The following is an 18,754-nucleotide window of genomic DNA, read 5'->3' on the forward strand; positions in this document are numbered from 1 at the left end:
TGGTAGGCTCGCTACCTTACGCCTCCCCCTTAGCGAGCAAAAGGTACAGCTGATGTCGAGTTCCCGCAGAGCAGTTTTCCTTGATCACACCTCCCTGGATCTGGGCGATCTGGACCTCGATCCCTGGCGTGAAACCTTCAGCGAACTGGTGCTGCACGCCAGCACCACGGCCGATCAGGTGATCGAACGGCTGCAAGGCGCAAACGTAGCCATTTCCAACAAGATCATGATCGATGCCGCCACGTTCGCTGCCTGCCCTGACCTGAAACTGGTGCTGCTGACTGCCACCGGCACCAATAACGTCGACCTGGCGGCGGCACGCAAACACGGCGTGGTCGTCAGCAACTGTCAGGGTTACGGCACACCGTCGGTGGCGCAGCACACGCTGATGTTGCTGCTGGCGATGGCTACCCGTCTGCCGGACTACCAACAGGCCATCCATCAGGGACAATGGCAGAAGTCGAAGCAGTTCTGCCTGCTGGATTTTCCGATTGTCGAACTGGAAGGCAAAACCCTCGGCCTGCTGGGTCATGGCGAGCTGGGCGGTGCGGTGGCGAAACTGGCCGAAGCCTTCGGCATGCGCGTGGTGTTGGGGCAGATCCCGGGCCGCCCTGCCCGTCCAGACCGCGTGCCTTTGCATGAGCTGCTGCCGCAAGTGGACGCGCTGACCCTGCACTGCCCGCTCAACGAACACACCAAAGACATGATCGGCGCCCATGAACTGAGCCTGCTCAAGCCTCAGGCGTTCATCGTCAACACGGCCCGTGGTGGCCTGATCAATGAACAGGCACTGGCCGATGCCTTGCGCAACGGTCATCTGGGCGGCGCCGCCACCGACGTGCTGACCGTGGAGCCACCCGTGAACGGCAACCCGCTGTTGTCCGGCGACATCCCGCGCCTGATCATCACCCCGCACAGCGCCTGGGGCAGCCAGGAAGCGCGGCAGCGGATTGTCGGACAAGTCAATGACAATGCCCGGGCGTTTTATGCAGGGCAGCCGATTCGGGTGGTGAGTTGAGACCGCGCCGCCTGAAATGATCGCGAGCAAGCTCACTCCTACAAAGAGTCGCGCAAACCTGTAGGAGTGAGCTTGCTCGCGATGGCGTCGGTGCAGTCCCAACGTCGTTTCACGCCAAGCGCAGAGGTTCATTCCCCTGTTAAACTCCGCGCTTTTTTCAGGAGCCGAAGATGGACCCGCGCAGTGAAGTGTTACTCCGTCAGGCCGAGCTGTTTCAGGGCTCGCTGCTGCTGACCGGCCTGCCGGCCGACGATCTGCTCGGGACCTTGCCCAAGGCGCGGGGCTGGAGCTGGCATGCCGGAGATTTCGCCGCGCTGGATGCGCGTTTCAACGGCCGCACCCACTTCGGCACCGAAGCCCCTGACCACGAGTTCGACGCCGCCGTGCTCTTCCTGCCCAAGGCCAAGGACCTCAGCGAATACCTGATCAACGCCCTGGCGTCCCGTCTGGCCGGGCGCGAGTTGTTTCTGGTCGGTGAAAAACGCGGGGGCATCGAAGCCGCTGCCCGCCAGCTCAGCCCGCTGGGTCGGGCCCGCAAGCTCGACAGCGCGCGCCATTGTCAGCTGTGGCAGGTGACCGTGGAAAATGCGCCGCAAGCTGTCGAACTGAACAGTCTGGCCAAACACTTCGAAATCCCCCTGGCCGACGGCCCATTGAAGGTCATCAGCCTGCCCGGCGTGTTCAGCCATGGTCGCCTGGACCGCGGTTCGGCCCTGCTGCTGGACAACCTCGACAAGCTGCCTGCAGGCCATCTGCTCGATTTCGGCTGCGGCGCCGGCGTGCTCGGCGCTGCGGTCAAACGTCGCAGCCCGGCCAGCCAGGTCACCCTGCTCGATGTCGACGCCTTCGCCACCGCCAGCAGCCGTCTGACACTGGCGGCCAACGGCCTGGAAGGCGAGGTGCTGACCGGTGACGGCATCGACGCCGCGCCGAAGCATCTGGACGTGATTCTGACCAACCCACCGTTCCATACCGGGGTTCACACCGATTACGCCGCCACGGAAAATCTGCTGCGAAAAGCCAGCGAACATCTGAAAAAAGGCGGCGAACTGCGACTGGTCGCCAACAGCTTCCTGCGCTACCAGCCGATCATCGAACAGCATCTGGGCACCTGCACGACGCTGGCCGAGGGTCAAGGCTTCAAAATCTATCGGGCCAATCGGGGCTGAAAATTAACGCTTGCCGAAAGGATTCTCCCTAGGCAGAATCCGCACCGTCCTAGGGGAGTAGTCTCCCGCGAGCGCCCTGCTCGCATGGTACGCATCAACATACTTGGTCCTCAGACCATGGTGCGTGCGACCCCAGATCCGCACAGACGGATCGGTGGTTTGACAAGACCTATGACACGCACATCCTGACCCGGGGCGGGGAGGACGTACGTGTCATAGCCGTGTTGACCCGCCCCTTAGGAAATCCCTGATGCTGGAATCCCTGTTGGTCCCCACCGCTGTTGTCGCTCTGGCCGAAATCGGTGACAAGACCCAACTTCTCGCGCTCATTCTCGCTGCTCGCTTCCGCAAGCCCTGGCCGATCATCGCCGGTATTGTCGCAGCCACCCTCGCCAACCACGCCGCCGCCGGTGCCGTGGGGGCCTGGTTCAGCAGTTTCTTCTCCGACGCCATGCTGCACTGGGTCCTCGCTGCGAGCTTCACGGCCACTGCGCTGTGGACCCTGGTGCCGGACAAGATGGACGACGACGAAGCCAATACCGCACGCAAGTTCGGCCCGTTCATGACCACGCTGATTGCGTTCTTCCTTGCCGAAATCGGCGACAAGACGCAGATCGCCACGGTGATGCTGGCGGCGCAGTACTCCTACCTGTGGCTGGTGATTCTCGGCACGACGCTGGGCATGCTGCTGGCCAACGTGCCGGTGGTACTAGCGGGTAATTTCGCCGCGGAAAAACTGCCGTTGACGCTGATCCGTCGTCTGGCGGCGGGTGCGTTCTTCATCCTGGCCGTCGTTGCCGTGTACAAGGCGATGCAGGTCAGCGGCTGGGTTTAACTGCATAACCCGGTAATCGCACGTAAACACCTGCCCCCCGTAGGAGCGCGCTTGCCCGCGATTGCGGTGTGTCAGATAAAGCATCTGTCACAGCAATACCGCAATCGCGAGCAAGCTCACTCCTACAAGTGTTGCGATAGCGGCAGTTTGTGGGAGCGAATTCATTCGCGAGACGGCGGCACAGTCGATGTATCTCCGTCGCCCGAAACATCTTTCGCGAATGAATTCGCTCCCACAGTCATCCACTCGCTCAAGACTTGGGAGCCTGTTCGTACAGCGGCATGACCTTCGGAATCGCCGCCTGCAACGAGGCGATCCGGTTGGCCGAAGCCGGGTGGGTGCTCATGAATTCAGGCTGCGAGGCGCCAGCCTGGGCCTGCATCTTCTGCCACAGGGTGATCGCCGCATTGGGGTTGTAACCGGCTCGCGCCGACAGCTCCAGCCCCAGCAGGTCGGCTTCGTTTTCATTGGCGCGGCTGTTGGGCAGGGTCAGGCTGTAATTGACCACGGTGTCGGCCAACGCCAGGCTGTCCTGGCCCAGACCGAGCAGCGATCCCGCCCCCTGCTTGGCCATCTGGATACCGTAGGCCTTGGACATGGCTTCGCGGCCATGCTCGCGCAAGGCGTGAGCGATTTCATGCCCCATCACCGCTGCCAACTCGTCATCGCTGAGTTTCAGCGTGTCGATCAGCCCGCTATAAACGATGATCTTGCCGCCCGGACCGCAGTTGGCGTTCAACTCGTCGCTCTTGATCAGATTCACTTCCCACTGCCATTGCGCCGAGTCCGGACGCAGTTTCGGCGCCTGGGCGATCAGACGCTTCGCCACGGCCTGCACGCGCTTGGCTTCCGCGCTGCTGTTATCCAGCACGCCTTTGCCGGTGGCCTCGGTCACGGTCTGCTGATAGGACTGGGCGTACATCTGATTGACCTGATCGGTCGACAGCATGCTGAACATGTACTGCTTGCGCTCGACGCCTACCGAATCGCCGCTGGTGGTGTTGACGGCCTGACAGCCTGCGACCAGCAGGGCTGCGCCCATGGCGCAAAGAACAAAGCTCTGACGCATTTTGTATCTCCCTGGAAACAAACGGCAATCCTAGGCGCTACGCCAGCCAAGTGCCAGATGGCAGCGGTTTGCCACCCTCAAACCCGCTTCAAACACCCCTCGAACGAGGCGATCAGTAACAAACTTGAAACAGCGATCTTCTCCTTTTCGAGACCGTCGCACCGTTTGAATGCAGGCCCCACATAAGACATATCCAATAACGACAGAACTCGATCAAAAGCGGCCACTTCGTCGGCTTCCTGCTCATGGAAAATCGCCCCAAGGCGATATCCCATTCAGGCGTAATTCCACGTCCGGAGCCCCTATGAAGTTCAAGTCGATCCAGTTTTCCGTGGCTGCACTGGCGGGCGCTATCGTGCTCAGCGTGGTCGCGGCCCTTGTCATTTATGCGCTGTTTTCCGGTGCGCGCACTCAGGACCTGGTGGAGCAACGCACCACCGCGCAATTCGAACAAGCCATCGAACAGCGCCTGACCGCGATTGCCCGCACCCAGGCCAGCGAAATTCAGCGGGAACTGGAAGCTCCGCTCAACACGGCGGCAGGACTTGCCAACACCAACGCCCTGCTTGGCATGAAAGACAGCAAGGGCGAAGCACAACTGACCCTCAGCCGCGAGCAATTGCTCAACTTGCTGCACGAAACCGTGGTGCGCAACCCGAAGATTCTGGGCTCCTACATCGGCTGGGAACATAACGCACTGGACCACAATGACGCCGCCTACGCCGGCTCGTCGATGACCGGTGTCGATCCCAAGGACGGTCGCCTCATGGCCTGGTGGTATCGCAAGCCGGACGGCACCTACAACCTGGAAAAGCTCGCCAGCCTCGAAGACCAGAAAATCCTTTCCACCGGCATTCGCTCCAGCGAGTACTACCTGTGCTCGCGGGAAACCCGCAAAGCCTGCGTGATCGACCCGGCACCGTATAAGGTCGGCGACAAAATGGTCATGCTGTCATCGTTCATCCAACCGATCATGCTCGACGGCCAGTTCCAGGGCATCGTCGGCGCCGACCTGTCGGTGAACTTCATTCAGGACATGCTCGATAACGCCGACAAGAAGCTCTATGACGGCGCGGGCGAATTGGCCCTGATCGCCACCAATGGCCGTCTGGTCGCGTACACCAAAGACACCGCCAAGCTCGGCGAGAAAGCCAGCGACATCCTCAACAGCACTGAAGTGGCGGCACTGCAAAATCTGGTCAAAGGCGAAGTGCATTACGAGATCGACCGCCAGAACGGCCAGATCGAGCTGTTCCTGCCGTTCGGCCTGGGCAGTACCGATGCGCGCTGGACACTGATGATGCGCATGCCGGTGAGCGCCGTGATGGCCGACCTGCAAAAACTGCAGAAAGACCTGGGCGAACAGCGCCGCACCGACATTTTCGGCATGACCGTGGTCGGCCTGCTGATCGCTGCATTGGGCCTGCTGATCGTCTGGCTGGTGGGTCGCGGCATTGCCCGTCCGCTGAAGCAGATGGTTGCCATGCTCGACGACATCGCCAAGGGCGAAGGTGATCTGACTCGCCGCCTGACCAGCGACCGCGCCGATGAACTGGGCTCGATCGCCAGCGGTTTCAACACCTTCCTTGGCAAGTTGCAGGTGATGATCAGCCAGGTGGTGACCTCGGTGCAGAAGGTCAGCGACTCGTCGGAGCACACTGCCGACATCGCCATCCGCACCAACAAAGGCGTGCACAAGCAGATGGCCGAGATCGACCTGGTCGCCACCGCCGTACACGAAATGACCGCCACCGCCCAGGACGTGGCACGCAACGCCACCCAGGCCGCGCAAGCCGCCAACCATGCCGACGACGCGGCCAATCAGGGCATGCGCATCGTCCACAACACCTCGAACTCGATCAGCGCCCTGGCGGTGGAAATCGGTCGCGCGGTGGAAGTGGTGCAAACCCTGGCCAAAGACAGCGAGAACATCAACGCCATCCTCACCGCCATTCGCGGCATCGCCGAGCAGACCAACCTGCTGGCGCTCAACGCGGCCATCGAAGCGGCGCGGGCCGGTGAACAGGGCCGTGGTTTTGCCGTGGTCGCCGACGAAGTGCGCAATCTGGCGCAGAAGACCCAACAGGCCACCGAAGAAATCCAGAGCATGATCCAGCAGCTGCAGAACGGCACGCGGCAGGTGGTCAAGGTCATGGAAGACAGCCAGAGCAAGACCGACGAAAGCGTGGGCCATGCAGCGGAAGCGGCGCAAGCGCTGGAGAGCATTACCAAGGCGGTGTCGGTGATCAACGACATGAACACCCAGATCGCCAGCGCCGCGGAAGAGCAAAGCGCAGTGGCCGACGACATCAACCGCAACGTGATCAACATCGGTCAGGTGGCCAACGAAGTGGCCGGCGGCGCCGACGAATCGAGCCGCGCCAGCGCCGAACTGACCAGCCTGGCCGAGCAACAACGGCGGTTGATCAATCAGTTCAGGGTGTAAGCGTCAAGACGACACCTGTTCCCGTGGGAGGGAGCCCTGCTCGCGAAAGCGTTCGGCCTGTCACTATTGCAGTGTCTGGATTGACGCATTCGCGAGCAGGGCTCCCTCCCACAGGTCATTTATCGTCCCCAACCCCGCGTGACGACAAGCGAACGTTTACAACGGCGTCAGACACTCTGGCGCATTGAGCTTCGGATCGTTCACCAGATTCGCCAGCGGTCGCTCGCGCAGTTGCATTTGCGGGGCAGCGAGCAGGCTTTGCAGGGTAACCAGCGAGCTGTCGGCCGCCAGCCAGGCAGCCTGCCCTTCGGCGTCGAGAATCAGCGGGCGACGTTGATTCATCGCCGCTTGCGTCACTATCGCCACGCTCAGATACGTGTGCCCCTCCACCGGATACGCCTCCCAGATCGCCGCGAAATACAGCGACGAGCCCTCACCCGGCGTCAGCCAGAACGGCCGCTTGCGCACGCTGCCGCGCCATTCGTAGAAACCGTTGGCCGGCAACAGACAGCGGCGCTCGCGAAACGCCTGACGAAACATCGGCTGCTCGGCCAGGGTTTCCGCCCGTGCATGGGCCGGGGTACGCGACAGGTCGGTCAGCCAGGCCGGCGTCAGCCCCCAGCGCGCCCGCGCCACTTCCTGCCCGCCCTCTGCCGTGGCCCGGATCATCGGCACCGCATCGCCCGGAGAAATGTTCCACTGCGCCTGCTGGTCGGCCGGAAAACCCGGCAACGCAGCAAAGGCAGGAGTCCAGCGAAACAGCGCATAACGTCCACACATGGGCTTGAGACAACTCGTTCAGAAAGGCGGGTGAAACGGCGCCGGGCTCAGCACAGCAAGACGTCGGGATAGCTGTCGGGCTCGTCGCCCGCCAGAGGAAAGGCGCCATTGTACTCAGTGATCAACTGGCGCGCGCGTTCGGCCTGGTCGTCGTCCACCATCAGGCCCAGCAGGCCACTGACCGGCAGATCGCCGATGGCACCGAGCAGATGGCGACCGGTGATGTGCGCCTCGATGCCTTCGCTGGCGAGCATGCCCTTGAGCAGCTCGCCTTCCATCAGATTTTCCGGTTCATAGATCTTGCGCATCAATCGTTCTCGGTGCGGACGTCCAGGTCCCATTGTTCGCCGTCGGTGTGCAGGCTGAAGACGATGGGCCGGCAGCACACCGGGCAATCCTCGATATAGGTCTGGTCGCCACCTGACAGATCCAGCACGGCTTCCACCGGTTCGCCGCAATAGGGACAGTCATAATCCTGTATTTCCTGCATCACAGTCTCCGGGCGCACTTTTGCGTATAATCGCCGACTTGTTTGCCGGTCGGGCTTTTCATCTCACGTATCTGCACTCGACCTACTTTTACCCTAGCCGTTTCCAACAAGAGAGCATGATGGGCGAATTCGATGCCATCCGACCGTACGACGACACCGAAGTAAAAGCCGTACTCAACCGGCTGCTGGGTGACAAGGCGTTCCTCGCGATCCTCACGCATTTCCGTTTTCCACGTCTGGCCGGTTCTCTGGGCTGGATTCTGCAACCGGCGATTGCCCGCAAACTGCGTCGCCAGTTCGCCGGCATCGACTCGGTCGCAGCCTTGCAGGACAAGGTCGAGCACTATGTCGACCACACCATCGAACGCGCCACCGACGGTGTGACCTACACCGGCGTCGAGCAGTTCAAGTCCGGCGTGGCGTACCTGTTTCTGGCCAACCACCGGGACATCGTCATGGACCCGGCGTTCGTCAATTATGCGGTGTATCACGCCGGTCTGCCGACGCCGCGCATCGCCATCGGCGACAACCTGCTGCAAAAGCCGTTCGTCAGCGACCTGATGCGCCTGAACAAGAGCTTCATCGTGCACCGCTCGATCAGCGGCCGCCGGGAAAAGATGGCCGCCTACCAGCTGCTGTCGGCGTACATCAACCACTCGATCCGCAACGACTGCGCATCGATCTGGATCGCCCAGGCCGAAGGCCGGGCCAAGGACGGCGACGACCGCACCGAATCGGCGATCCTCAAGATGTTCCACATGAGCCGCAAGGACGAGCCGTTCGGTGAAGTGATCCAGTCGCTGAACCTGACCCCGGTGTCGATCAGCTACGAATACGACCCGTGCGACCACGCCAAGGCCCGCGAGCTGTACATCCGCGCCACCACCGGCAGCTACACCAAGGCGCCGGGCGAGGACGATGTCAGCATCGCGCTGGGCATTACCGGCTACAAGGGCCGCGTACACGTCAACTTCGCCGCGCCGGTCAGTGAACAGTTCGAAGACACCAAACAACTGGCGACCGAGCTGGACAAGCAGATTCTCGGCGGCTATCGGCTGTTCCCGGTGCATTACCTGGCGTATGCGCAATGGGCCGATGCCGATCCGGCGCTGAACGTGCCGAGCGCTGCCGAGCTGTTCCCGGCCGACGAGCTGGAACGTGCCCGTGACGAATGGCAACGCCGTCTGGACGGCTGCCCGCAGGAGCACCGTCCGTATCTGGTGCTGCAATACGCGACGCCAGTGCGCAATCAGTATCGGGTCAAGGCGGGGTTACCGCTGTAAGACCAAAAGACGCACGCCAATGTAGGAGTGAGCTTGCTCGCGATCACGTTTCTTCAGCCACTACGATTGCGGCTGACCCCACGCTATCGCGAGCAAGCTCACTCCTACAGGTGGCTGCGGCAGATCAGTAAGTGTTGAAGTGTCTGATCTGAAGTCTTCGCGAGCAGGGCTCCCTCCCACACAGGCCCTGGGGTCGTCAGGACGATATCCAGACCCTGAGCGTTTCTAGATCTTGGTACTCACCCACGACAACAGCAGCGCAAACGCCAGACAGCCCGCGCCGATGCGGTAACTGAGGCGAATCAGGCGCAGCGTCGGCACGTCCATCAGGTGCATCGGTTCGTCAATGGGGGCCTGCTCGGTCAATTCTTGCAGGTGAGCCGTTTCCCGCTGCTCGCGGTTACGGGTGGTGTACAGCAACCAGGCGCCGGGACCTGCGGCCAGCAATGCCAGTAGGTTGATGATCATCCCGGGGGATTGCTGAATGAACGACATGGGGCCTCGATGGCGCCGGATCGATGGGGCGCCGCAGCTTCGGATGGATCTGAGGCTAACGGTACTGTGTGTCACCTTAACGTCACCTGAACCATTCACTGTGTAGCACCCCACCCGACACGGAGCCTGTCATGCTGCATGCCCACAATCAGGATCGCCTCTACCTCGTTGCCGAAAGCGACGAGCAACAAGCCTTGATCGACGCACTGTCTTTCAATGTTCAGGACCGGCACTGGCTGGTGTATTGCGCGCTGGGCGGGCACCAGCACCATGATCTGCCCGAAGTGGACACGGCGACCGGCTTCAGTTTTCTGGATCTGTATCAGGCCGCGTAGCAAACCTGTCCATGGGCAATGAATATCTGATGTGGGAGGGAGCCCTGCTCGCGAAAGCATCCGTTCAGACACTACAAGGCTGACCGGTCTACCGCATTCGCGAGCAGGGCTCCCTCCCACATTTGACCTGACACGCGCCCAACAAAAAGCCCCGGCTTCTCACGAAACCGGGGCTTTTTTTGCAGCAATCTGGCGGGTTACTGACCCAGCACGCGGCCGATGGTCTGATCCTGGAACAGACGGGTCAGGGCATCGCTGAGGACGTCACCGATCAGCTTGGTGTTGGTTTCCTCGTTCGGCGCCATGCCGAAGCGTTGATCCAGCGAAGCGGCGTAACGACCGCTGTAGCTGCGACCGTTGTTCTGCACATCAGCGCGGAAGGTCGAGCTGATGGTGGCTTCGGTCACGTACAGGCCTTCTTTCGGCGACTGGTACTTGAGCTCGGCCAGGGTGACGGTCAGTTGCGGGCCATTGCCGCCCGGAACCGGGGTGAAGCCCAGCAGGCGCACGGCAGCTTCAGCCTGGGCCTGCAGTTGCGGAACCAGTTGCTGGCCATTGACGGTGATCGAACTGGTTTCCGGGTACAGACCGCCACGGGTGCCGAGGGTCTGCGACTGACGACCGTCGACCACGCGCACCACGACCTGCTGACCGTGCCCGACCGGCGCCAGCTGGCTGTTCAGCTTCGGTTGCGGGTTCAGGGATTGCGGGCTGTGGGCACACCCCACCAGTGTCAGACTGCCGACGGCAAGCAAACCGAACAAAACGCGACGCAACATGCTCATCTCTCCATGGGGCCAAGGCACAAATTGTGCCGCAGTATAGCGACCTCCAAAGGTCACTCACTAGCGCAAACATAAGACAAAGTGCCATCGCCGCAGTTCCACAATGTGACAAGGGCCTGTCAACGTCCAGACACGGTTACGCAACGCCAGCGTCATGCAGGTGTCATCGCACCACGACATACTTTTCACATCCACCCGCAAAGGAGTTCACGCCATGGACTTTCTCTGGTCTTTGTTCTCGCTGCGCCGCCGTCATCGTCACTACGCCCGCCTGGACCAGCATGGCGTTTGCCTGGCGTTCAAACACTGCGCGACGCCGCCACAGGGCCACGACTGGGTGGAAATCAGCGAGCCGCACCTGAGCTGGCTGCACCGCCCGCTGCCCGCCAGCGCCCGCATCAGCCGCCCGGAGCGTGCGATTACCGCCCGGCGATTGCTCAGTATCTGACCGAACGGCGATTAAAAGTCGTTTTTCTGGATCAATTCTGTACGTTTCATCGCTATAATCCTCCCCCGATTATAAGGACGTCTCCTGATCGGGCCTCGCAGCATCCTGATACTCGCTATCAGCTCCCCGCCTCGACCCACAGAGAGCCTTCCACACAGACAGGTACAGACCCGGTGCCAACGCCTGTGCGACGCGCGAAGCCTGACGCTTCTACCCGTTGCCGGAGCCGGTACACGGCTGACCCGATCTGTCGGAGCTGCCATTGCGCAGCCCCCTTTTTGAGGTTCGCGTCTCCAAAAGAGCGTGAAAAAAACGGGTTTTCACAACTTCACAAGAGTGTGGCGAGCAAATGAATAGTTACGCGTGTGTACATGCACCATCAGCGTCTGATCCAGCCCCCTTGCACGGGATTGATCGCAGCGCCGTCTTCACCACAGGAGTCTGAAGCCGTCCACCACGGATTTGCTTGAATGACCGGATGCCTTGACGATAGTCGAATGGCTGTTCGGGCCGAAAAATGAGTTCATGTCTACCAGTAGGCAGCAACCCAGGCTCGATCGGCAGCGTCCGCTGAAGATGCGAAAAAATTGCGAAGAATCGGACATGACGATCCCGGCCGGGTTGTACGAGGCCCTGCGCGAACATCGCGCCGCCCGCACCTGGCAACTGACCTCGGGAACGCATGCCGTCAATTTGGTGCTGCAGATTTTGGAGACGCGTTAAATGGCGCAAAACGAAGCGGTTGATGTGGTATTGGTCGGGGCGGGCATCATGAGTGCCACCCTCGCGGTACTGCTGAAGGAGCTCGACCCCAGCCTTAAGGTTGAAGTGGTCGAACTGATGGATTCCGGCGCGGCGGAGAGTTCCAACCCGTGGAATAACGCCGGTACCGGCCACGCCGGCCTGTGCGAGCTGAACTACACGCCGCAACTGGCCGATGGCTCCATCGACACCAAAAAAGCGATACACATCAACACCCAGTTCGAAGTCTCGAAACAGTTCTGGGCGTATCTGGCCCGCAAGGGTGCATTCGGCTCGGCCCGCTCGTTCATCACGCCGGTTCCGCACCTGAGCTATGTCGAGGGTGAGAAAGGCGTTGCCTATCTGAAGAAACGCTACGAGGCGCTGCACAAGCACCACGCGTTCTCTTCGATGGAATACACCGAAGACAAGGCCAAGCTCGCCGAGTGGATGCCGCTGATGATGCCGGGCCGCCCCGCCGACCAGCACATCGCCGCCACCCGCGTCATGCACGGCACCGACGTCAACTTCGGCAACCTGACCAACAAACTGCTCAAGCACCTGGCCAGCGAACCCGATGCACAGGTCAAGTACTGCAAGCGCGTCACCGGCCTGACCCGCAAGGGTGATGGCTGGAGCGTGACCATCAAGGACGTCAACAGCGGCGGTACCCGCGAGATCGACGCCAAGTTCGTGTTCCTCGGCGCCGGCGGCGCGGCTCTGCCGCTGCTGCAACTGTCCGGCATCGAAGAAGGCAAGGGCTACGGCGGCTTCCCGGTCAGCGGCCAATGGCTGCGTTGCGATAACCCGGAAGTGGTCAAGCGTCACTCGGCCAAGGTTTACAGCCAGGCAGCCGTGGGTTCGCCACCGATGTCGGTGCCGCACCTGGACACCCGTGTCGTCGACGGCAAGACCTCCCTGCTGTTCGGCCCGTACGCCGGTTTCACCACCAAATTCCTCAAGCACGGTTCTCTGATGGACCTGCCGCTGTCGATCCGCGCCGCCAACATCGCGCCGATGCTGGCCGTGGCCCGCGACAACATGGACCTGACCAAGTACCTGATCAGCGAAGTGCGTCAGTCGATGGAACAGCGTCTGGAGTCTCTGCGTCGCTTCTATCCGGAAGCCAAGGCCGAAGACTGGCGCCTGGAAGTGGCCGGTCAGCGCGTGCAGATCATCAAGAAGGACAAGAAAAAAGGCGGCGTTCTGCAGTTCGGTACCGAACTGGTCGCTGCCCAGGACGGCTCGCTGGCCGCACTGCTCGGCGCCTCGCCGGGTGCTTCGGTGACGGTATCGATCATGCTGGAACTGATCGAGCGCTGCTTCCCTGAGAAAGCCCGTACCGAATGGGCTGCCAAGCTGAATGAAATCTTCCCGGCCCGGGAAAAAGCCCTGGAATCCGATGCGCAGCTGTATCAGCGCATCAGCGCCCAGAGCGACGCGAGCCTGGACCTGGTTTCCAACAGCGAGGCGGCAAGCTTCGCCTGATTCAGGGTCTTCCTGAGTCGGTGATCACTGAAAGCCCCGCCCACGCAGCGGGGCTTTCAGTTCCGGCCGGTGCCATCAGGCTACCGGCCACCCTCACCCTCCCGGCAATCAGCCCCGGGCTTTCTCGATCAGTTCGATATAGTCCTGCGCGTTGCGCTGATCCTTGATCAACGCCACGAAGTCATTGCCCTGTGCGTCCTTGCCATCGAGGTCGTAACCCGCCTCTTTGAAGAACCCCAGAAACCGCTCGAAGTCGTCGATCCGCAGGCCGCGATAGGCCTTGATCAGCTTGTGCAGCGACGGCGAAGTGGCGTCGGCCGGTTCGAAATCCAGGAACAATTTGATCTGGGCGTCGCCGATTTCATCGCCAATCACCTGCTTCTTATCTTTACGCATTGCTGACTCCAACTGACTTGCGGGACATTTCACGGGCGGGCAGTTTACCCCCCGCCCGGTCGGCGGCTCAACGCGCGCGTACGCTACCGGTGTGCAGGTCGGCCCAGACGTGGCCGTTGGCGTAGCTGAGGAACTGCACGTAGAGCTTCTCGTTGCGCAGCAGATCCATCAACGTGCGGTACTGGTTCGCCGGGTAATACAGCGTCAGCGTGCGGCTGGCTGCGTCATAACCGGGCTTTTTCAGGCTTTTGCTTTCGCCGTCGAAGTGGATCAGCACTTCAGAGATGGTTGCGCCCTTGTTCATCGGCTTGCCCTTGAGGCGCACCAACACAGGCGAAGTCACCGGAATGGGTTGCTGATTGGACAGACGTTGACTGCCCACCACCACCGAGTATTCGGTGATCTGCAGCAATTGCTGCTGCTCGGGCTCGCCGTCGCGCACCGACATCTCGTCGGGCGGCAGGTATTGGGCGTGCATGGGTTCGGCAAGTGCGGGAAGCGGCAGGGTCAACAGCAACATCAGCGCCGCTTTACTACGAAACGGTAACGTCATGGAGGCCTCCCGGGAAAAGTGGGAGGCACTCTAGCATGCAAAGCACACACAAACCGCAGGAGCGCGCTTGCCCGCGATGGGGATCTGCCCGCCATCTTCGCGGTGTCTGACACGGCGCCTCGCGAGCAAGCTCACTCCTACAAGGACCCGCGCAATATCCGTAGGAGTGAGCTTGCTCGCGATGGCGGTAGTCCGGTCACTCTCGCGGCGTCTGGTCTGGCGCATTCGCGGGCAAGCGCGCTCCTACAAGGACCCGCGCAATATCTGTAGGAGTGAGCTTGCTCGCGATGGCGGTAGTCCAGTCACTCTCGCGGCGTCTGGTCTGGCGCATTCGCGGGCAAGCTCACGCCTGCAAGGACCCGCGCAATATCTGTAGGAGTGAGCTTGCTCGCGATGGCGGTAGTCCGGTCACTCTCGCGGCGTCTGGACTGGTGCATTCGCGGGCAAGCGCGCTCCTACAAAGATCCGTGCGCGTCTGGTTTACATGCCTTTTACGGCAAAAATCCCGGCAGCGTTGCGCCAGTAGCCTTTGTAGTCCATGCCGTAGCCGAAGATGTAACGGTCGATGCATGGCAGGCCGACGAAGTCGGCTTTCAGATCAGGACGCGCCTTGCGGTTGTGGTCCTTGTCGATCAGCACGGCGGTGTGCACCGCGCGGGCGCCGGCGTGGCGGCAGAAGTCGATGATCGCGCCCAGGGTGTGACCTTCGTCGAGGATGTCGTCGATGATCAGCACGTCACGGTCGATGAACGACACCTCCGGCTTGGCTTTCCAGAACAGCTCGCCACCGCTGGTTTCGTTGCGGTAGCGGGTGGCGTGCAGATAAGACGCTTCCAGCGGGAAGTTCAGGTGGGTCAGCAGCTTGCCAGCGAAGATCAGACCACCGTTCATCACGCAGAAAACCACCGGGTTGCGGTCGGCCAGCACGCTGTTGATCTGCTCTCCGACACGGGCGATGGACGCCTCGACTTCCTCATTCGTGTACAGGCAGTCAGCCTCGTCCATGACTTGACGGATATGTGCGAGATCAGCGGACATGACGCTCTCCAAGGGGGGCTGGGTAAGGAAAAGCGGGCAAAGGTACGCATCCGCATTCCTCAGGGCAAGCTTTTCTGGACTAACGTTGCACTGGCGTCCCATTGCTACGCTTTCGTCCCAAAGATGTAAGAAAGCCGAACTTAACCCGTAGGACAAATTACAGCTGAATAGATTAATCTAGGCCGTTTTTTTTGCCCGCCCGCTGGAGCCCTCCCCCTATGTCCATTCGTGAGATCCGCCATCCGCTGATCCGTCACAAACTCGGCCTCATGCGCCGAGCCGATATCAGCACCAAGAATTTCCGTGAACTGGCGCAGGAAGTCGGTGCACTGCTGACCTACGAAGCGACCAAGGATCTGCCGCTGGAAACCTACGACATCCAGGGCTGGGCCGGTACCGTCGCGGTCGAGAAGATCGCCGGCAAGAAGATCACCGTGGTGCCGATCCTGCGCGCCGGCATCGGCATGCTCGAAGGCGTGCTCAGCCTGATTCCGGGCGCCAAGGTCAGCGCCGTCGGCGTGGCCCGCAACGAGGAAACCCTCGAAGCGCACACTTACCTGGAAAAACTCGCACCGGAGATCGACCAGCGCCTGGCCCTGATCATCGACCCGATGCTGGCCACCGGCGGCTCGATGGTCGCCACCATCGACCTGCTGAAGAAAGCCGGTTGCCGCGACATCCGCGCCATGGTCCTGGTGGCCGCGCCGGAAGGCATCGCGGTGGTCGAGAAGGCGCACCCGGACGTGCAGCTGTACACCGCCTCCGTCGATCAGCGCCTGAACGAACACGGCTACATCATTCCGGGCCTGGGCGATGCCGGTGACAAAATCTTCGGCACCAAGCAAAAGGACGCCTGATGAAGCAGGATGAGTTCAACGATCCGCTGTGGCGGACGGTGCTGTCGGGCGCGCAGATGCTCTTCGTGGCCTTCGGCGCGCTGGTGCTGATGCCGCTGATCACCGGGCTCGATCCCAACGTCGCGCTGTTCACCGCAGGCCTGGGCACGCTGTGCTTCCAAGTGGTGACCGGCCGTCAGGTACCCGTGTTTCTGGCCTCCAGCTTCGCGTTCATTACCCCGATCATTCTCGCCAAGGGCCAGTTCGGCCTGGCCGCGACCATGGGCGGGGTCATGGCGGCAGGCTTCGTCTACACCTTCCTCGGCCTTGCGGTGAAGATCAAAGGCACCGGTTTCATCGACCGTCTGCTGCCGCCTGTAGTGATCGGCCCGGTGGTGATTTCCATCGGTCTGGCCATGGCGCCGATTGCCGCCAACATGGCGATGGGCAGAACCGGTGACGGCGCGGCCGAGCTGCTGCCGTACCACACGGCTATCACCATCTCGATGGCGGCGCTGCTGACCACGCTGATCGTTGCAGTGTTCGGCAAAGGCATCTTCCGCCTGGTGCCGATCATCTCCGGCGTGCTGGTGGGCTTTGCGCTGTCGTTCTGGTTCGGCGCGGTCGACACCGCGAAGATCGCTGCAGCGCCATGGCTGGAGTTGCCGAAATTCACCGCGCCGGAGTTCAACTGGCAAGCGATCCTGTTCATCGTGCCGGTTGCACTGGCCCCGGCCATCGAGCACATCGGCGGCGTGATCGCCGTGGGCAGCGTGACCGGTCGCGACTACCTGAAGAAGCCCGGCCTGCACCGCACCCTGCTCGGTGACGGCATCGCCACCACGGTGGCTGGCGCCTTCGGTGGCCCGCCCAACACCACCTACGCCGAAGTGACCGGCGCGGTAATGCTGACCAAGAACTACAACCCGAAAATCATGACCTGGGCGGCGGTCTTCGCCATTACCCTGGCCTTCATCGGCAAGTTCGGCGCGCTGCTGCAAAGCATTCCGGTGCCGGTGATGGGCGGCATTCTGTGCCTGCTGTTCGGCTCCATCGCTGCGGTGGGCCTGAACACCATGATCCGTCACAAGGTCGATCTGGCCGAAGCGCGTAACCTGGTGATCGTTTCGGTGACCCTGGTGTTCGGTATCGGCGGCGTGCTGATCGGCACCGGCAACGGTCCGGACGATTTCGGCATGAAGGGCATCGCCCTGTGCGCGGTGACCGCGATCCTGCTGAACCTGATCCTGCCGGGCAATGACGGCTGGAAGAACAAGCACCTGGATGATCAGTTGCCGTAAGCCGTTATCGTAGGAGCGCTTGCCCGCGATGGACATTCTTCAGTCACCATCGCAGTCTCTGAACTGACGCAATCGCGAGCAAGCTCACTCCTACAAAGACCAACGCCATACCTGTAGGAGTGAGCTTGCTCGCGATGAGGCCATGTCAGCCAGCCTCATTGAGATTGACACACCGTCGTTCGCGGGCAAGCGCACTCCTACAAACCTCACATCGCCATTGCAGGCGCCCGCTCGCACAAGATGTTCAATGCCTTCGCCCAGTTCGGGTCGTCGTTGAGGCACGGAATCAGCACCAGCTCCTCGCCCCCCGCTTCCTTGAACTGCTCGGCGCCGCGGTCGCCGATTTCTTCCAGCGTCTCGATGCAGTCGGCGACAAACGCCGGGCACATCACCAGCAGGCGCTTCACGCCCTGCCCCGCCAGTTCGGCCAGATGCGCCTCGGTGTAGGGCTCGATCCACTTGTTGCGACCCAACCGCGACTGGAACGACACCGACCACTTGCCATCCGGAATGCCCATGCGCTCGGCGAACAGTGCCGAGGAGTACATGCACTGCGCGCGGTAACAGAAGGCCATGGACTCGGGCGTGGTGTGATCGCAGCAATTGCCGTTCTTGTCGAAGCGATGCTGTTTCGTCGGGTCGAGCTTGTTGATGTGGCTTTCCGGCAGTCCGTGGAAACTCAGCAGCACATGGTCGTAGTCCTGCGCCAGATGCGGCCGCACGCTTTCCACCAGCGCCTCCAGGTACTCCGGCTGATCGTAGAACGGCGGCAGCAGGGCAAATTCGAACGACAGGTTTTTCTCCCGCACCACTCGCCGAGCCTCTTCGATGACCGTGGTCACGGTGCTGTCGGCGAACTGCGGGTACAACGGCGCCAGCGTGACCTTGCGAATGCCCTGCGCAGCCAGGCGGGTCAGCACCGTTTCAATCGACGGCTCGCCGTAACGCATCGCCAGTTCCACCGGGCCCTGCGTCCATTCCTTGCGCATGGCCTCTTGCAGGCGCTTGCTCAGCACGACCAACGGCGAGCCTTCATCCCACCAAATCGACGCATAGGCATGGGCCGACTGCTCCGGGCGCTTGATCAGAATCAGCGACACCAGCAGGCGCCGCAGCGGCCAAGGCAGGTCGATGACATAAGGGTCCATCAGAAACTGATTGAGGTAACGCCGGACGTCGGCGACCTCGGTGGACGCCGGGGAACCCAGATTAACCAGCAGCAACGCGTGATCGGTCATGCAACACCTT

Annotated in this window: 22 protein-coding genes, 1 pseudogene and 1 riboswitch; of the genes and pseudogenes, 12 read left to right on the forward strand and 11 right to left on the reverse strand. The window is 61.5% G+C overall.

From position 1 onward, the window contains the following. Positions 1–52 precede the first annotated feature (52 nt). From ACIPL0_RS25025 to ACIPL0_RS25035, 3 genes are all read left to right on the forward strand, one after another. Entirely contained in the window at positions 53–1,018 is a 966-nt protein-coding gene (locus ACIPL0_RS25025) for a 2-hydroxyacid dehydrogenase (RefSeq protein WP_400600370.1), read from the forward strand. Between the two features lie 170 nt (positions 1,019–1,188). Continuing rightward, entirely contained in the window at positions 1,189–2,187 is a 999-nt protein-coding gene (locus ACIPL0_RS25030) for a methyltransferase (RefSeq protein ID WP_400600368.1), read from the forward strand. Between the two features lie 40 nt (positions 2,188–2,227). Then, positions 2,228–2,347: riboswitch (yybP-ykoY riboswitch) on the forward strand. A gap of 90 nt (positions 2,348–2,437) precedes the next feature. Further along, positions 2,438–3,022: a TMEM165/GDT1 family protein gene (locus ACIPL0_RS25035; protein ID WP_400600366.1), complete on the forward strand. Its 585-nt coding sequence runs from the start codon at positions 2,438–2,440 to the stop codon at positions 3,020–3,022. A 250-nt stretch (positions 3,023–3,272) separates the two neighbouring features. On the opposite strand, the gene ACIPL0_RS25040 is transcribed toward ACIPL0_RS25035, so the two are convergent. Next, positions 3,273–4,091: a M48 family metallopeptidase gene (locus ACIPL0_RS25040; RefSeq protein WP_400600364.1), complete on the reverse strand. Its 819-nt coding sequence runs from the start codon at positions 4,089–4,091 to the stop codon at positions 3,273–3,275. A 77-nt stretch (positions 4,092–4,168) separates the two neighbouring features. Further along, positions 4,169–4,366, reverse strand: coding sequence for a hypothetical protein (locus ACIPL0_RS25045; protein WP_400600362.1), 198 nt, complete (start codon positions 4,364–4,366; stop codon positions 4,169–4,171). Between the two features lie 1,112 nt (positions 4,367–5,478). Between ACIPL0_RS25045 and ACIPL0_RS25050 the strand changes: the two are divergent. Then, positions 5,479–5,679 (forward strand): annotated as a pseudogene (locus ACIPL0_RS25050) (HAMP domain-containing protein); the annotation flags it as partial. 114 nt (positions 5,680–5,793) lie between these two features. Next, entirely contained in the window at positions 5,794–6,537 is a 744-nt protein-coding gene (locus tag ACIPL0_RS25055) for a methyl-accepting chemotaxis protein (RefSeq protein WP_400731619.1), read from the forward strand. 156 nt (positions 6,538–6,693) lie between these two features. On the opposite strand, the gene ACIPL0_RS25060 is transcribed toward ACIPL0_RS25055, so the two are convergent. From ACIPL0_RS25060 to ACIPL0_RS25070, 3 genes are read right to left on the reverse strand one after another with little or no spacing between them, the layout of a single operon-like run. Then, positions 6,694–7,317: an SOS response-associated peptidase gene (locus ACIPL0_RS25060; RefSeq protein WP_400600360.1), complete on the reverse strand. Its 624-nt coding sequence runs from the start codon at positions 7,315–7,317 to the stop codon at positions 6,694–6,696. Between the two features lie 47 nt (positions 7,318–7,364). Further along, on the reverse strand, positions 7,365–7,625 hold the full coding sequence (locus tag ACIPL0_RS25065) for a DUF2007 domain-containing protein (RefSeq protein ID WP_400600358.1): 261 nt from the start codon (positions 7,623–7,625) through the stop codon (positions 7,365–7,367). Beyond that, positions 7,625–7,807 (reverse strand): CPXCG motif-containing cysteine-rich protein, encoded by a 183-nt coding sequence (locus ACIPL0_RS25070; protein ID WP_400600356.1) that lies wholly within the window; start codon positions 7,805–7,807, stop codon positions 7,625–7,627. Before ACIPL0_RS25070 ends, ACIPL0_RS25065 begins: the two co-directional genes overlap by 1 nt. Positions 7,808–7,926: 119 nt before the next feature. Here ACIPL0_RS25070 and ACIPL0_RS25075 point away from each other — a divergent pair, with 119 nt between their 5' ends. After that, complete coding sequence (locus ACIPL0_RS25075; protein WP_400600354.1) at positions 7,927–9,090, forward strand: 1-acyl-sn-glycerol-3-phosphate acyltransferase; 1,164 nt, start codon at positions 7,927–7,929, stop codon at positions 9,088–9,090. A gap of 225 nt (positions 9,091–9,315) precedes the next feature. On the opposite strand, the gene ACIPL0_RS25080 is transcribed toward ACIPL0_RS25075, so the two are convergent. Continuing rightward, positions 9,316–9,585 (reverse strand): hypothetical protein, encoded by a 270-nt coding sequence (locus tag ACIPL0_RS25080; protein ID WP_400600352.1) that lies wholly within the window; start codon positions 9,583–9,585, stop codon positions 9,316–9,318. Positions 9,586–9,716: 131 nt separating this feature from the next. On the opposite strand from ACIPL0_RS25080, the gene ACIPL0_RS25085 reads away from it, so the two are divergent. After that, entirely contained in the window at positions 9,717–9,920 is a 204-nt protein-coding gene (locus ACIPL0_RS25085; RefSeq protein ID WP_400600351.1) for a hypothetical protein, read from the forward strand. 197 nt (positions 9,921–10,117) lie between these two features. Here the strand turns inward: ACIPL0_RS25085 and ACIPL0_RS25090 are convergent, their stop codons facing one another. Next, a complete protein-coding gene (locus ACIPL0_RS25090; protein WP_400600349.1) occupies positions 10,118–10,699 on the reverse strand; it encodes a YajG family lipoprotein in 582 nt (193 codons plus the stop codon). 220 nt (positions 10,700–10,919) lie between these two features. Here ACIPL0_RS25090 and ACIPL0_RS25095 point away from each other — a divergent pair, with 220 nt between their 5' ends. The 3 genes from ACIPL0_RS25095 to mqo all read left to right on the forward strand — a co-directional run bounded on the left by ACIPL0_RS25095 (position 10,920) and on the right by mqo (position 13,382). After that, complete coding sequence (locus ACIPL0_RS25095) at positions 10,920–11,153, forward strand: hypothetical protein (protein WP_400600347.1); 234 nt, start codon at positions 10,920–10,922, stop codon at positions 11,151–11,153. A 483-nt stretch (positions 11,154–11,636) separates the two neighbouring features. Further along, positions 11,637–11,876 (forward strand): hypothetical protein, encoded by a 240-nt coding sequence (locus tag ACIPL0_RS25100; protein ID WP_400600345.1) that lies wholly within the window; start codon positions 11,637–11,639, stop codon positions 11,874–11,876. After that, positions 11,877–13,382: a malate dehydrogenase (quinone) gene (gene mqo, locus ACIPL0_RS25105; protein ID WP_400600344.1), complete on the forward strand. Its 1,506-nt coding sequence runs from the start codon at positions 11,877–11,879 to the stop codon at positions 13,380–13,382. 108 nt (positions 13,383–13,490) lie between these two features. Here mqo and ACIPL0_RS25110 read toward each other — a convergent pair whose 3' ends face one another. The 3 genes from ACIPL0_RS25110 to ACIPL0_RS25120 form a co-directional block, all read right to left on the reverse strand. Further along, positions 13,491–13,778 (reverse strand): PA4642 family protein, encoded by a 288-nt coding sequence (locus tag ACIPL0_RS25110; RefSeq protein WP_400600342.1) that lies wholly within the window; start codon positions 13,776–13,778, stop codon positions 13,491–13,493. A gap of 67 nt (positions 13,779–13,845) precedes the next feature. Continuing rightward, a complete protein-coding gene (locus tag ACIPL0_RS25115) occupies positions 13,846–14,331 on the reverse strand; it encodes a hypothetical protein (RefSeq protein WP_400600340.1) in 486 nt (161 codons plus the stop codon). Positions 14,332–14,811: 480 nt separating this feature from the next. Continuing rightward, positions 14,812–15,369, reverse strand: coding sequence for a hypoxanthine-guanine phosphoribosyltransferase (locus ACIPL0_RS25120; protein ID WP_400600338.1), 558 nt, complete (start codon positions 15,367–15,369; stop codon positions 14,812–14,814). Positions 15,370–15,587: 218 nt separating this feature from the next. On the opposite strand from ACIPL0_RS25120, the gene upp reads away from it, so the two are divergent. Together upp and ACIPL0_RS25130 are read left to right on the forward strand one after the other, a co-directional pair. After that, on the forward strand, positions 15,588–16,226 hold the full coding sequence (upp, locus tag ACIPL0_RS25125) for a uracil phosphoribosyltransferase (protein WP_400600336.1): 639 nt from the start codon (positions 15,588–15,590) through the stop codon (positions 16,224–16,226). Beyond that, positions 16,226–17,506, forward strand: a complete 1,281-nt coding sequence (locus ACIPL0_RS25130) for a uracil-xanthine permease family protein (RefSeq protein ID WP_400600334.1) — start codon at positions 16,226–16,228, stop codon at positions 17,504–17,506. Before upp ends, ACIPL0_RS25130 begins: the two co-directional genes overlap by 1 nt. A gap of 206 nt (positions 17,507–17,712) precedes the next feature. Here ACIPL0_RS25130 and hemH read toward each other — a convergent pair whose 3' ends face one another. Beyond that, entirely contained in the window at positions 17,713–18,744 is a 1,032-nt protein-coding gene (gene hemH, locus ACIPL0_RS25135; protein ID WP_400600332.1) for a ferrochelatase, read from the reverse strand. Between the last annotated feature and the right edge of the window lie 10 nt (positions 18,745–18,754).

It is taken from the genome of Pseudomonas sp. NPDC090208 (genome assembly GCF_044746785.1).
In the GTDB taxonomy this organism is placed as follows: Bacteria; Pseudomonadota; Gammaproteobacteria; order Pseudomonadales; family Pseudomonadaceae; genus Aquipseudomonas.